Below are 12,758 nucleotides of genomic sequence, written 5' to 3'. Positions count from 1 at the left end.
TTATCCCTGATCTTTTGATCCCAAAGCGACACCCAAACCCAACACCGAATGACCGACCGGGGGACCGACTCAGCCATGGCAATCTGGACCAGAACACCCAACCTCGAGCAGATGACCGAGAACAGCCGCAAGACGGCCGTGGGCCACATGGGCATCGAATACCTGGAGATCGGGGACGATTACGTGCGCGGCCGCATGCCGGTAGACGAGCGCACGGTCCAGCCCTTTGGCATCCTGCACGGGGGCGCCTCGGTTCTGCTGGCGGAAACCCTGGGCAGCATGGCAGCCAACTGCTGCCTGAAGGATCCGGATACCGTGGCGGTGGGCCTGGACATCAACGCCAACCACATCCGCCCGGTCAGCAAGGGGTGGGTCTACGGCACCGCCCGGGCGCTGCACATCGGCAGCACCACCCAGGTCTGGGAGATCCGCCTGGAGAACGATCAGGGCAAGCTCACCTGCATGTCCCGGCTGACCATGGCCGTTACCCGCCGGCCGTGAGCGACGCACCGCAAGCCGGCGTCCGCAGCGACGCGACGCGGGGCGTGCTGTTTGGCCTCGGCGCCTACACCCTCTGGGGCTGTTTCCCGCTGTATTTTGCCCTGTTCGAGGGGATTCCCGCGTTCGAGGTGCTGATCCACCGGGTGATCTGGTCCTGCGTGTTCCTGGCCGGACTGATTACCCTGATGAAACGCTGGGCCCCGGTGCGCGCGGCCCTGGGCGAGCCGCGCCGGCTCGGGTTTGTGCTCGGCTGCGCGGTCTTCATTGCCCTGAACTGGGGGGTGTACATCTACGCGGTAGAAACCCGCCAGGTGCTGCAGGCCAGCCTCGGTTACTTTCTGACGCCCCTGGTGAACGTCGCCATGGGGATGGTGATCCTGAGGGAGACCATCACCCGGCTGCAGGCGGTGGCGGTGGCTCTGGCGGGCCTGGCCATCGTCTACCAGCTCGCCCTTCTGGGGGTGGTGCCCTGGATTACCCTGACCCTGGCCTTCAGCTTTGGCAGCTATGGCCTGTTCCGCAAAAAAGTCGCCCTGGACGGCCTGTCCGGCCTGTTTGTGGAAACCCTGCTGCTGGCGCCGATGGCGCTGCTGGCCTGGGCCTGGCTGGCGAGCCGGGGCCAGTCGCATTTTTCCGACAGCGCGCCGGATCTGCTCCTGCTTGTGTCGTCTGGCGTGGTCACGGCGGTGCCCCTGCTGGCGTTTGCCGGGGCCGCCCGGCGCCTGCGGCTGGCCACGGTCGGCTTCCTGATGTACATCAACCCGACCCTGCAGTTCCTGATCGCCTGGCAGGTCTTCCATGAGCCCCTGAGCCCGGAGAAGCTGATCAGCTTCGCGATGATCTGGTGCGCCCTGGCGCTCTATTCGGTGTCCGCCTGGCGGGGACGGTCCCGGCGCGGTGCGTCGTCATTGGCGTCTGGCCGTTAGCCAGCTATCATCAGAACCGACAACAAGAATCCGGGGCCTGCTCCCCGTCATAACCGTCCAACAACAACGGAAGCCAACAGCATGAACCTGAGAAAGACCTTTCTTGCCGCGGTTGCCCTGGCAACGTCCGCGTTCAGCGGCGTCTCGACGGCCCAGGAGACCTACAACCTGAGCCTGGCCCAGACCTGGGGCCCGAACATGGTGATTCTCTCCGAGACCACCAAGCATTTCGCCGAGATGGCGGAAAAGATGTCCAACGGCCGGCTGCAGATCCGCATTGATCCCGCCAACAAGCACAAGGCGCCGTTCGGCATTTTTGACCTGGTGCGCAGCGGCCAGTACGACATGGGCCACACCGCCTCTTACTATTACAAGGGCAGCATCCCCAACGCCATGTACTTCACCACCATTCCGTTCGGCCTGATCGCCCCGGAAATGTACGCGTGGTTCTACTACGGCGGTGGCATGGAGCTCATGGAAAAGGTCTACAAGCCCTACGGCGTGCTGTCGTTCCCGGGGGGCAACACCGGCAACCAGATGGGTGGATGGTACAACAAGGAAATCAACTCCGTTGACGACCTCAAGGGCCTGAAGATCCGGACCCCGGGCTTTGCCGGTGAGGTCATGTCCGCCCTGGGCGCGGCCGTGGTCAACCTGCCGCCGGGTGAACTTTACGGCGCCATGGAGCGCGGCACCATCGATGCGGTCGAGTGGGTCGGCCCGGCCCTGGACTTCCCCCTGGGCTTCCAGCAGGTGGCCAAGTACTACTACTCCGGCTGGCAGGAGCCCGGCGCCGAGGTGCAGTTCCTGATCAACGATAAAACCTGGGACAAGCTGCCGGCGGACCTCCAGGAAATCCTGCGGGTGGCCATGCGCACCGCCGCCTATGACATGTACATCGAGAGCGTACACAAGAACGCCGTCGCCTGGGACGAAATGAAGGAAAAATACCCCAACGTGACCCACAAGGTGTTCCCGCCGCAGGTCATCAACGCCCTGCGTGACACCACGGAGAAGCTGCTGGACGAGGAAAAGGCGAAGGACCCGCTGGCCAAGGAAATCATCGAGTCCCAGCGTAACTACCAGAAGGTGGTGCGCAAGTGGATCGACATTTCCGACAAGGCTTACCTGAACAGTGTGTCCACGGACTGATCCATAGCGACCGTCGGACGTATTGAGTCCAGCCTACAAAGGGGTGCGGCATCGACAGAGCCGCGCCCCTTTGTGTTTGTAACGCTTTTTGTTTGTAACGCTTTCTGGAAAAATAGGCCGCTCTTCATGCAGCGCGGCGGGCAGCGGGCAGGGCCAATGACACAGACACTGCTTTCACTGAGCAATCTCACCAAGCAATTCGATGGCAAGACCGTGCTGGATGCCCTGGACCTGGACATCTTCGACGGCGAGTTCATTACCCTGCTGGGGCCGTCCGGCTGTGGCAAGACCACCCTGCTGCGGCTGATGGCCGGCTTTGAGCACCCGGACGACGGCCGCATCACCCTGGCGGGCGAGGACCTGACCCACACGCCTCCCGAACACCGCCCCCTGAACACGGTGTTCCAGCACTACGCGCTGTTTCCCCACATGACGGTGTTCGATAACGTCGCCTACGGCCTGAAGATGGAAAAGCGCCCGGCGGCGGAGATCCGCGAGCGGGTGAACGAGGCCCTGGCCATGGTGCAGTTGGAGGAGTTCGGCCGCCGCAAGCCCCAGCAGCTCTCCGGCGGACAGCAGCAGCGGGTGGCCATTGCCCGGGCGGTGGTGAAACGGCCGCGTCTGCTGCTGCTGGATGAGCCCCTGTCCGCCCTGGACTTCAAGCTGCGCCGGACCATGCAAGTGGAATTGAAGCGCCTGCAGCGGGAGCTGGGCATCACCTTTGTGTTTGTCACCCACGATCAGGAAGAGGCGCTGTCGATGTCTGACCGGGTGGTGGTGCTCAAGGACGGCCGCATCCAGCAGCTGGGCACGCCCCGGGAAGTCTATGAGCGCCCGGCCAATCTGTTTACCGCCCGCTTTGTAGGCGAGACCAATTTCTTCCCGGGCACCGTGACGACGGTGAACGGTGAGGACATTGAGGTGGATGTGTTTGGCCTGAACCGGCGTTTGCGCAAGCCGTCGTTTCCGGTGGCTCCGGGGCAGCCGGTGCATGTGCTGCTGCGCCCGGAGGACATCCGGGTGCTGGAGCCATCGGACGAGACCCACGGCGTGCCCGGCCGCATTGTGGAGCGCAACTACAAGGGCAGCACCCTGGATTCGGTGATTCACCTGGACGACGGCACCGAGGTTCTGGCCAGCGAGTTTTTTGACGAGGACGATCCCGCCTTCGACTATCGCCTGGGCGAGCCGGTGCGGGTGAGCTGGGTGGACGGCTGGGAGTGGCTGCTGCCGGAAGAGGCGGCGATGCCCGCCGGGGACGACAGCGCCGATGTCTAGCCTGCGTCAGCAGCCGTTCCGCGCGGCCGTCCTGACGCTGGTGTGGGGCTGGCTGCTGTTTTTGGTGCTGGCCCCCAACCTGCTGGTGGTGGGCGCGAGCACCCTGACCCGGGACCCGGCCAATTTCCTGTCCCTGCCCCTGAACCTGGACGCCTATCGCCAGCTGTTCGATCCGCTCTACCTGGATGTGTTCCTGCACTCCCTGACGATGGCCGCTACCACCACGGTGATCTGCCTGCTGATCGGCTACCCGTTCGCCTGGGCCCTGTCCCGGGTGCGCAAACAGCGGCAGATGTTGCTGATCTTCCTGTTGATCGTCCCGTTCTGGACCAATTCGCTGGTGCGCACCTATGCCCTCAAACTGCTGCTGGCCACCAACGGACTGATCAATTCCGCGCTGCTGGGCCTCGGCTGGATCGACGAGCCCCTGCGCATGCTGTACACCGAGGGTGCCGTCATCGTCGGCCTGGTCTACCTGCTGCTGCCATTCATGATTTTGCCCCTGTACTCGGTGTTCGAGGACCTTCGGGGTGAACTCCTGATGGCCTCCCACGATCTCGGTGCCGGGCGCCTGCCCACCTTTGTGCACGTGGTGGTGCCGCTGACCCTGCCCGGGGTGCTGGCGGGCGTCATGCTGGTGCTGCTGCCGGCCATGGGCCTGTTCTTTGTGCCGGACATCCTCGGCGGCTCCCGCAACCTGCTCGTGGGCAACGTGATCAAGAACCAGTTCCTGGACGCCCGCAACTGGCCCTTCGGCGCCGCGGCCAGCATTGTGCTGACCCTGACCATGGCGGTGTTGATGCTGGCGCACCGCCTCAGCAAGCGCCACATTGGTGAGGAGGACTCGCCCTGATGCGTTGGTTGCCCCGGGCCTGGCTGGGCCTCATCTACCTGCTGCTGTACGTGCCCATTGCGGTGCTGGTGGTGTTCTCGTTCAACGATTCAAAAAGCGGTTACACCTGGGGTGGCCTCAGCCTGCGCTGGTACGAATCACTGTTCCGGAACAACGCCATGGTGGAGGCCATGTGGAACTCCCTGTGGCTGGCGCTCTCCGCCGCCACCGTGTCAACCCTGATCGGCGCACTCACCGCCCTGGCCCTGCATCGCTATCGGTTCCGGGGCAAGCGGCTGCTCAACGGCATGCTGTTTGTGGTGATGATGTCCCCGGAGATTGTCCTGGCCATCTCGCTGCTGGCGCTGTTCCTGCTGGTCGGCCTTCAGCTGGGTTACGTCTCCCTGCTGCTGGCCCACGTGACCTTCTGCCTGCCGTTCGTGGTGATTACCGTAATGGCCCGGCTGAGCGGGTTTGACGACCGCCTGCCGGAAGCCGCCCGGGACCTTGGGGCCAGTGATTTCACCATGACCCGGACGGTGCTGATCCCGGTGATCATGCCAGCGTTGCTGGCGGGCTGGCTGCTGGGGTTTACCCTGTCCCTGGACGACGTAGTGGTGAGCACGTTCGTCAGTGGCCCCACCTATGAAATCCTGCCGCTGCGCATCTATTCCATGGTGCGGGTGGGTCTGAAACCGGAGGTGAACGCCCTGGGCACCCTGCTGCTGGTGTTCTCTCTGGTCATGCTATCGCTGTCGCAATGGATAACTACGAGGAGCAAATCATGAAAAAACTCGTGCTGGCCGGCCTGCTGCTGGCGGGGCTCGCGGGCTGCAGTTCCGATGAGCCGAAGGTGCTGAACCTGTACAACTGGTCCGAATACATGCCCCAGGAAGTGCTGGATCGCTTTGAGAAAGAAACCGGCATCCAGGTGGTCTACACCACCTATGACAGCAACGAGGCCATGTACGCCAAGCTCAAGCTGCTGGACGACAGCGCCGCCTACGACCTGGCCGTGCCGTCCACGTATTACGTGAGCAAGATGCGCAAGGAAGGCCTGCTGATGAAGCTGGATCGCAGCAAGATTGAGGGCTTCGACAACCTGGACCCGGAGCTGACCAACCTGGACGTGGACCCGGACAACCAGTACAGCGTGCCGTACCTGTGGGGCACCACCGGCCTGGCGGTGGATACCGCCGACATCGACCAGCCGGTGACCGCCTGGGCGGACCTGTGGAATCCGGAGTTCAAGGGCAAGGTGATGCTCACCAACGACATGCGGGAAGTCTTCCACGTGGGCCTGCGGGTGCTGGGCTACTCCGGCAACAGCACCAACCCTGACGAAATCGAAGCCGCCTATGAAAAGCTCAAAGCGCTGATGCCATCGGTGCGCACCTTCAATTCCGATGCGCCCCGGGTCCCCTATCTGGAGGGGGAAACCGACGTGGGCATGATCTGGAACGGCGAGGCCGTGATGGCCCAGGACACCATGCCGTCCCTGCAGTACGTGTACCCGAAGGAGGGCATCATCGCCTGGCTGGACAGCTTCGTGATTCCCAAGAACGCCCGTAACCCGGAAGCGGCCTACAAGTTCATCAGCTTTGTGCTGCGCCCGGAGATTTCCGCGCTGATCAGCGAGGACATCGGCTACGCGACGCCGAACCTGAAAGCCCGGGATCTGCTGGACCCGGCGGTGGCCAACAACCGGGCCAGCTACCCGAACGAGGAAGATATGAAGAACGCGGAGTTCCAGCTGGACATCGGCGACGACGCGCTCCAGGTATACGCCAAGTACTGGGAAAAGCTCAAGTCCGGTGAGTGATCCCCGGATTGGCCACCCCGGGCCTTAGGCCTGGATCGTTGGGCACAAAAAAACGGAGGCCGAGGCCTCCGTTTTTTTGTGGGGTTTTCTCTCGCTATTTATCGGCGAAGGCGATGTCCCGCAGAAACAGCGCGATGTCCGGAAAGGTGATGATCAGCGCGGCGGCGCCAATCAGCATCACAATGAACGGCGGTGTCCCACGAATCACCTCCAGGTAGGGCCGCTTGAAGATGGCGATGGCGGTGAAGATGTCGCAGCCAAACGGCGGCGTCGCCGAGCCGATGGCCACCTGCAGGGTAATCAGAACCCCCACCAGCACTGGATCAAGCCCGGTGGCTTTGACCGCCGGCGCGAAAATCGGCGTCAGTACCAGGATCACCACGATCGGGTCCACGAACATGCAGGCGATGAAGAACGCGATGGAGATCGTCACCAGCACGCCGATCGGCCCCATCTGATCAATGCCCACTGACTCCAGGATGGTCTGGGGAATCTGGGCGAAGGAGATGATCCAGGAAAAGCCGTTGCCTACGCCCACCAGGATGAACACCACGGCGGTGATCAGGCCGGTGGACTTGGCGATCTTCCAAACATCGCTCATGCGCAGGGACCGGAACACCCCGAACTCCAGCAGGAACGCGTAGAGCACACAGACTGCCGCCGCCTCCGTGGGGCTGAAGATGCCGCCATAGATGCCACCGACGATGATCACCGGGAAAAACAGGGGCCAGAGCGCGCTTCGCACGGCGCTGAATCGCTCACCCCAGGTGGACTTGGGCTCGGTGGGCACCTTGTTGATGTGAGCGTAGATCAGGCAGTAGATGGAGAACATGAGCAGGATCAGCAGCCCCGGCCCGATGCCGGCAATGAACAGCTCGGCGATGGAGGTTTCGGACACCACGCCGTAAATGATCATGCCGATGCTTGGCGGAATCAGGAACGCGATGTCGCTGGAGTTGATGATCAGGGCCAGGATGAACGGGTCCTTGTAGCCGGCCTTGAGCATTTTCGGCCGCAGGGGCGAACCCACCGCCACCACGGTGGCCTGAGTCGAGCCGGAGACGGCGCCAAACAGGGTGCAGGAGGCGGCGGTACTGACCGCCAGGCCGCCCTTGATGTGGCCGATAAAGGCCATGACCATGTCGATCAGGCGGTTGGCGGACTGGCCGCGGGTCATGATGTCCGCCGCCAGGATGAACATGGGAACGGCAATCAGCGAGGCGGGCCGGATACCCCCCATCATCTGCTGTACGAAGGTCTGCATCTGGCCGAAGCCGTCAAACGTCATCACGAAGCCGATCACGGCGCCCACGATCAGCGGAACCATCATCGGGAAGCCCAGCAGCAGCAACCCGACCATGACGATCATCATTATTGTTGCCATGTGTTTACCCCTTATCCTGGCGGTCGGCGTTGTCGTCGGGATCGTGGTCGTCGTAGCCGTCGGTAACGGCGGTCGACAGGTAGACCTCATCGCTGGTGATGTTTTTCACCGCCGTCAGCAGGTACTGAATGCCGGTGATGGCAAAACCCAGCGGGGCCCAGATGTAGATCCACCAGATCGGGAACCCGAGCGCGGGCAGGATGCGGCCCCGACTGTACAGGGTTTCGATGTAGCCGTAGGAGTAGTAGCAGAGCGCGAACATGATGACCGAGGTGACCAGGGCGATCACGATCATCAGCCCTTTGCGGCCTTTGTCCGGCAGGGCGTCGTAGAACGCGGACATGCGGATGTGGCGACCGTGGCGGGCGGCATAACCGATGCCGGCAAAGGTCACCAGTATGATCAGGATGCGGTTGATCTCACCAGAGAAAAACAGCCCTTCCTGAAACACGAAACGGGCAATCACGTTGACGCAGGTGTTCAGCGCCATGAGGATCACGCCCAGGGCCAGCAGGACGGCTTCGACCTTGCTGATGAAGACGTCAATCACGCCCAGGAATCCGGGCAGGCCGGACTCGTAGGTGCCGGTATCGTCTTCAACTTCCGGAGACTTCTCGGACATGGGATTTCAGCTCCGATGACGCGCCCGCACGGAAGACGACGGGGCGGGCGCGGGGTTCTTTCACTCAGTCTAAAAGGCTCCCCGTAGGGAGCCTGGTTCGGTGTGTCGCTCAGTCAGACTGAACGTTTTTCAGGTCTTCCTTGAACTGGTCCAGCAGTTTCTTACCGCTGTCGCCGGTCATCTCGATGAACTTCTTCTCCACCTGCGGTGCCTTGGCCTTGAAGGCCCCCATCTGCTCTTCGTTCAGGTCGGTCACCGTGACCTTATCGCTGGCCTTCTCGATTTTCGCCAGGGCCTTATCAGCCAGGCCGTCGATGTGCTTGACGATCTTGTCGAAGGCGTAGTCGCTGGCGTCCTGGACCAGTTTCTTGTCCTTGTCGGACAGCCCCTGGTAGAAGTCCTGGTTGGCCATCATGGCGGTGGTGAACCAGCCATGGTGGGTGAAGGTCAGGTTCGGGGATACCTCATACAGGCCGCCGGACTGGATCCAGAAGATCGGGTTTTCCTGGCCCTGGATCATGTTGGTCTGCAGCGCACCGTACACTTCGCCCCAGGGCAGCGGGGTCGGGGTGGCGCCGAAGGCTTCGTAGGTGGCGGACAGCAGCGGGTTGGTCATGACCCGGATTTTCTTGCCGTCGAAATCCGCCGGCTTGGTGATTGGCGAGTCCGCGGTGACCACCATCTCCCCTTCCGGGTACATCTTCAGAAGCTTCAGGCCGTGGTCGGCGTACAGCTTCGGGAACATTTTGTTGATGGCTTCGCTTTTGCGGAAGAACTCCACCACCGTATCCATGTCCGTGGGCATCAGGTAGGGGATGAAGAAGATCTGGGCTTCCGGAATCAGCGCGCCGGTAAAGCCCGGGGACTGGTTCACGAATTGCAGGATGCCTGCCTGGGTCTGTTCCATGATGTCGCTGGATTCGCCCAGTTCACCAAACCGGTAAATCTTCAGTTCGTGGTCGGAATGGTCCTCAATGTATTCCTTGAATTTGTAGGCGAATACATCCTGCACGTCGCCTTCGTACTCCTCGTGCGCATAGCGCCAGGTGTCGGCATTGACGACACTGGCGGCGGTCAGACCGGCCAGGGCCAACGCTGAAATCCCGGCCAGTTTCCTGAATTTGCTCATGCTGCTCATCGGGTTGTCTCCGCTCGTTTTTTTCATTAAACCGTTGTTACATTTATAAAGACTGGCAAAACACGGTGGATTACGCAAGAAATCGGCGGAAATAAGTGGCCTCGGTAACGAACCTGGCGGCAAATAGCAAGTCTCTGAATTTACGGCTGATTCGGCCCCTGATGCAGGTCTTTTTAGCGGTATTTTAAAAGCATCAAAGGGGGTTAGGGCGACCGAGTTCAGCGGGTTTCGGCAAGAATATCGAGGGCGTGCCGGCGGGCCGCCGGATCGTGGATGTCCACGGTAAACATGAGTTCATCCACCTCAACGGAGGCCAGGGTCCGGGCCAGCTGCTGGCGGATATCCGCGGCGTTGCCCTGAACCTGCAGCGCCAGGAAATCTTTTACGCCGGCGGCCTCGCCCGCGTTCCACAGCCCGTCCATGGATTCAACCGGCGGTTTCATCCACAGCGGCTGGCCCCGGAACAGGGCCAGGATGCGCTGGTAGCTGGTGGTGGCCAGGTAGCGGGCTTCATCAAGGCTGTCCGCGGCCACGGCGGGCAGCGCCAGCATGCTGTAGGGCCGGTCGAGCTGCTCTGAGGGCTGGAAATAGCGCCGGTACAGGGTCAGGGCTTCCCGGTAGAGGCGGGGCGCAAAGTGGCCGGCGAAGGCGTAGGGCAGGCCCCGCTGGGCCGCGAGCTGGGCGCTGTAAAGGCTGGAGCCGAGCAGCCAGATGGGCACCCGGGTGCCGGCGCCGGGTATGGCTTTGACCGGCTGGCGGGGTTGCAGCGGGCCGAGCAGGTGCTGCAACTGCGCGACATCTTCCGGGAACTGTTCGGCGCCCAGCCCGTCCCGACGCAGCGCCCGGGCGGTGACCGGGTCCGTGCCCGGTGCGCGCCCCAGGCCCAGGTCGATCCGGTCCGGATACAGGGAGGCAAGCGTGCCAAACTGTTCGGCAATCACCAGGGGCGGGTGGTTGGGCAGCATTACGCCGCCGGAGCCGACCCGGATGCGCCCGGTCTGGCCGGCAATGTGGCCGATCAACACCGAGGTGGCGGAGCTGGAGATGCCCTCCATGTTATGGTGTTCGGCCAGCCAGAACCGGTTGAATCCCAGGCGTTCGGCGTGTTGGGCGTAGGCCACGCTGTTGGACAGGGTGGTGGCCACGCTGTCGCCTTCGCGCACGGAGGCAAGTTCCAGCAGGGAATAGGGCAGGGTCTGGCTCATGGGGCTCCTCGTGTCGTCACTGCCGGTCATTGTCAGGGCTGACCGTAACAGTGCGGTCTATCGTATCATTTTCAACGATGGGTTCGGCTTGGCCGCCATCGATAACCCCGATTGAGGAGGCACCCGTGGCTCACGCAAGCGACTACTACGAAAGCGACACCACCCTGGCACAGTACCTCGAATTCCATTTTGGCGAACCTTGGCACGGCGAAGCGAATTTCCCGATGGAGTTGGCCCGGCTTTGCCTGGACGCCCTCGACGGCCGCGACGCCGGCCGCGCCCTGGACCTGGGCTGCGCCTGCGGCCGGGCCACCTTTGAACTGGCCACCCGGTTTGCCCACGTCGACGGGGTGGATTTTTCCATCGCCTTTATCGAGCAGGCCCGTGCCATGGCGAGAGATGGGGTGGTTCGTTACGCCAGGCCGGAGGAGGGCGCGCTGGTGAGCTACCAGGAGCGATCGCTCGCGGCGTTGGGGCTCGGGGACACGCCGTCCCGTGTGGCGTTCCACCAAGGCGATGCCTGCGCCCTCGATTCTCATTACCGGGACTACGATCTGATCCTGGCCGCCAACCTGATTGACCGGCTGTACGATCCGGCGGCGTTTCTTACCACGGTCCACGAACGCATTGCGGATCTGGGCCTGTTGGTGATCGCCTCACCGTACACCTGGCTTGAGGAATACACGCCTCAGGAGGCCTGGGTGGGCGGTTACCGGAAGGATGGCGAGGACGTGAGCACGCTGGACGGGCTCAAAGCCATGCTGGCCCCGCACTTCCGCCTGATGGCGCCGCCCCGGAGTTTGCCGTTCGTGATCCGGGAAACCCGGAACAAGTTTCAGCACAGTTTCTCGGAAGTGACCGTGTGGGAAAAACGCGATGACCCGGGCGCCTGAGGCCCGAGCCATCGCCGGCGAGCGGTGATTTACTTCGCCAGGTCCAGATCACCGGCCTGGTAGTTCACCGGAATGAACGAGTAACCCTTGTCGGCCGTGGTCAGATGGCCGACGCCCGGGAACGACAGGTGGGCGCCGCCCACCAGGTAGCCCTTGTCGGCAGCCCGGTCGAACTCCGCGTTCCGCACCACCACGGCGGTTTTCGGGTCGGAATCGAACTTGATGGCGACGTCCGGCTCGGCGAACTGCACGGCGGCGACGTGGATCAGGTCGCCCCAGAGCATCAGCACCTGTCCGTCACTTTCCACCCGGTATACGGTGTGGCCCGGGGTATGGCCGTGGGTTTCCTCGGCGGAAATGCCCGGCGCCAGTTCGGCACCATCTTTGAACGCCTTGAAGTGGCCAGCGTCCACGTATGGATTCAGGGATGCCATGGCCCCCTGGAAGAAGCCCTTGTCGCCTTCGGCGGCTTGCTCGAGGTTGTCCTTGTTCAGCCAGTAGTCGGCGTCATCGCTGGCGGCGCGCACAGTGGCGTTCGGAAACACCATCTTGCCGTCGGCCACCAGGCCGCCCACGTGGTCCGGGTGCATGTGGGTGATCAGGATCTCATCCACCTGCTCCGGCTGGTAGCCGGACGCCCGGAGGTTGTCCGCCAGTTTGCCGAGGGTGGGGCCGAACAGGCTGCCGGCGCCGGTGTCCACCAGGATCAGCTTGCTGCCTGTGTTGATCAGATACCCGTTAACGGAGGTTTCCAGCGGTGCGGAAAGATAATGGTTCGCCAGGCGTTCCTTGATGTGGTCCACCGAGGTGTTCAGCAGCAATTGGTCCACGGGCAGTTTGACTGTGCCGTCGGAGAGTGCGGTGATCTCGTACTGGCCCAGCGCCATGCGGTAGTAACCGGGCGCCTGTTTTTCAGCCAGGGGCGCGTCGGCGACGGCCTGGCCGGCGAGGAAAACGGTGCTGGCGACAGCGGCGCCGAGCAGTGAGCGACGAATGGTAAGCATG

Annotated in this window: 13 protein-coding genes; 8 read left to right on the top strand and 5 right to left on the bottom strand. The window is 62.7% G+C overall.

Translation table 11 applies throughout. The features are described from left to right. Nucleotides 1–75 precede the first annotated feature (75 nt). The 7 genes from V3388_RS10785 (at nt 76) to V3388_RS10755 (ending at nt 6,511) form a co-directional block, all read left to right on the top strand. Nucleotides 76–501 (top strand): hotdog fold thioesterase, encoded by a 426-nt coding sequence (locus V3388_RS10785; protein WP_336367556.1) that lies wholly within the window; start codon nt 76–78, stop codon nt 499–501. After that, the gene (gene rarD, locus V3388_RS10780) at nt 498–1,427 is read left to right on the top strand and encodes an EamA family transporter RarD (protein ID WP_336367555.1); all 930 of its coding nucleotides are present in this window, start codon (nt 498–500) and stop codon (nt 1,425–1,427) included. The genes V3388_RS10785 and rarD overlap by 4 nt, the downstream gene beginning before the upstream one ends. Before the next feature lie 81 nt (nt 1,428–1,508). Continuing rightward, nucleotides 1,509–2,579, top strand: coding sequence for a TRAP transporter substrate-binding protein (locus V3388_RS10775; RefSeq protein ID WP_336367554.1), 1,071 nt, complete (start codon nt 1,509–1,511; stop codon nt 2,577–2,579). 156 nt (nt 2,580–2,735) lie between these two features. Continuing rightward, complete coding sequence (gene potA, locus V3388_RS10770) at nt 2,736–3,857, top strand: spermidine/putrescine ABC transporter ATP-binding protein PotA (protein WP_336367553.1); 1,122 nt, start codon at nt 2,736–2,738, stop codon at nt 3,855–3,857. Continuing rightward, nucleotides 3,850–4,710 carry a spermidine/putrescine ABC transporter permease PotB gene (potB, locus tag V3388_RS10765; protein WP_336367552.1) on the top strand — a complete coding sequence of 287 codons (861 nt, stop codon included), beginning with the start codon at nt 3,850–3,852 and terminating at the stop codon, nt 4,708–4,710. The genes potA and potB overlap by 8 nt, the downstream gene beginning before the upstream one ends. Beyond that, on the top strand, nt 4,710–5,477 hold the full coding sequence (gene potC / locus V3388_RS10760) for a spermidine/putrescine ABC transporter permease PotC (RefSeq protein ID WP_336367551.1): 768 nt from the start codon (nt 4,710–4,712) through the stop codon (nt 5,475–5,477). The genes potB and potC overlap by 1 nt, the downstream gene beginning before the upstream one ends. Then, complete coding sequence (locus V3388_RS10755; RefSeq protein WP_336367550.1) at nt 5,474–6,511, top strand: extracellular solute-binding protein; 1,038 nt, start codon at nt 5,474–5,476, stop codon at nt 6,509–6,511. The genes potC and V3388_RS10755 overlap by 4 nt, the downstream gene beginning before the upstream one ends. Before the next feature lie 94 nt (nt 6,512–6,605). On the opposite strand, the gene V3388_RS10750 is transcribed toward V3388_RS10755, so the two are convergent. The 4 genes from V3388_RS10750 to V3388_RS10735 form a co-directional block, all read right to left on the bottom strand. Next, on the bottom strand, nt 6,606–7,895 hold the full coding sequence (locus V3388_RS10750; protein ID WP_336367549.1) for a TRAP transporter large permease: 1,290 nt from the start codon (nt 7,893–7,895) through the stop codon (nt 6,606–6,608). A gap of 4 nt (nt 7,896–7,899) precedes the next feature. Then, nucleotides 7,900–8,517, bottom strand: a complete 618-nt coding sequence (locus V3388_RS10745) for a TRAP transporter small permease (protein WP_336367548.1) — start codon at nt 8,515–8,517, stop codon at nt 7,900–7,902. Between the two features lie 109 nt (nt 8,518–8,626). Then, complete coding sequence (locus V3388_RS10740; RefSeq protein ID WP_336367547.1) at nt 8,627–9,655, bottom strand: TRAP transporter substrate-binding protein; 1,029 nt, start codon at nt 9,653–9,655, stop codon at nt 8,627–8,629. 218 nt (nt 9,656–9,873) lie between these two features. Further along, nucleotides 9,874–10,860: an LLM class flavin-dependent oxidoreductase gene (locus V3388_RS10735; RefSeq protein ID WP_336367546.1), complete on the bottom strand. Its 987-nt coding sequence runs from the start codon at nt 10,858–10,860 to the stop codon at nt 9,874–9,876. A gap of 125 nt (nt 10,861–10,985) precedes the next feature. On the opposite strand from V3388_RS10735, the gene V3388_RS10730 reads away from it, so the two are divergent. Continuing rightward, complete coding sequence (locus V3388_RS10730) at nt 10,986–11,753, top strand: putative 4-mercaptohistidine N1-methyltransferase (protein ID WP_336367545.1); 768 nt, start codon at nt 10,986–10,988, stop codon at nt 11,751–11,753. A gap of 29 nt (nt 11,754–11,782) precedes the next feature. Here V3388_RS10730 and V3388_RS10725 read toward each other — a convergent pair whose 3' ends face one another. Beyond that, nucleotides 11,783–12,757, bottom strand: coding sequence for an MBL fold metallo-hydrolase (locus V3388_RS10725; protein WP_336367544.1), 975 nt, complete (start codon nt 12,755–12,757; stop codon nt 11,783–11,785). Nucleotide 12,758: the final 1 nt, after the last annotated feature.

Source organism: Marinobacter sp. C2H3, from assembly GCF_037080155.1.
GTDB lineage: Bacteria > Pseudomonadota > Gammaproteobacteria > Pseudomonadales > Oleiphilaceae > Marinobacter.
Note: the sequence above shows the minus strand (reverse complement) of the source record. Positions and strands in the feature narration are given on the sequence as shown.

Coding starts and splice junctions, on each gene's coding strand:
- V3388_RS10755 (WP_336367550.1), top strand. CDS start 5,474: ATGAAAAAACTCGTGCTGGCCGGCCTGCTGCTGGCGGGGCTCGCGGGC.
- V3388_RS10775 (WP_336367554.1), top strand. CDS start 1,509: ATGAACCTGAGAAAGACCTTTCTTGCCGCGGTTGCCCTGGCAACGTCC.
- V3388_RS10735 (WP_336367546.1), bottom strand. CDS start 10,860: ATGAGCCAGACCCTGCCCTATTCCCTGCTGGAACTTGCCTCCGTGCGC.
- potA (WP_336367553.1), top strand. CDS start 2,736: ATGACACAGACACTGCTTTCACTGAGCAATCTCACCAAGCAATTCGAT.
- V3388_RS10725 (WP_336367544.1), bottom strand. CDS start 12,757: ATGCTTACCATTCGTCGCTCACTGCTCGGCGCCGCTGTCGCCAGCACC.
- V3388_RS10750 (WP_336367549.1), bottom strand. CDS start 7,895: ATGGCAACAATAATGATGATCGTCATGGTCGGGTTGCTGCTGCTGGGC.
- V3388_RS10745 (WP_336367548.1), bottom strand. CDS start 8,517: ATGTCCGAGAAGTCTCCGGAAGTTGAAGACGATACCGGCACCTACGAG.
- potB (WP_336367552.1), top strand. CDS start 3,850: ATGTCTAGCCTGCGTCAGCAGCCGTTCCGCGCGGCCGTCCTGACGCTG.
- potC (WP_336367551.1), top strand. CDS start 4,710: ATGCGTTGGTTGCCCCGGGCCTGGCTGGGCCTCATCTACCTGCTGCTG.
- V3388_RS10740 (WP_336367547.1), bottom strand. CDS start 9,655: ATGAGCAGCATGAGCAAATTCAGGAAACTGGCCGGGATTTCAGCGTTG.
- V3388_RS10785 (WP_336367556.1), top strand. CDS start 76: ATGGCAATCTGGACCAGAACACCCAACCTCGAGCAGATGACCGAGAAC.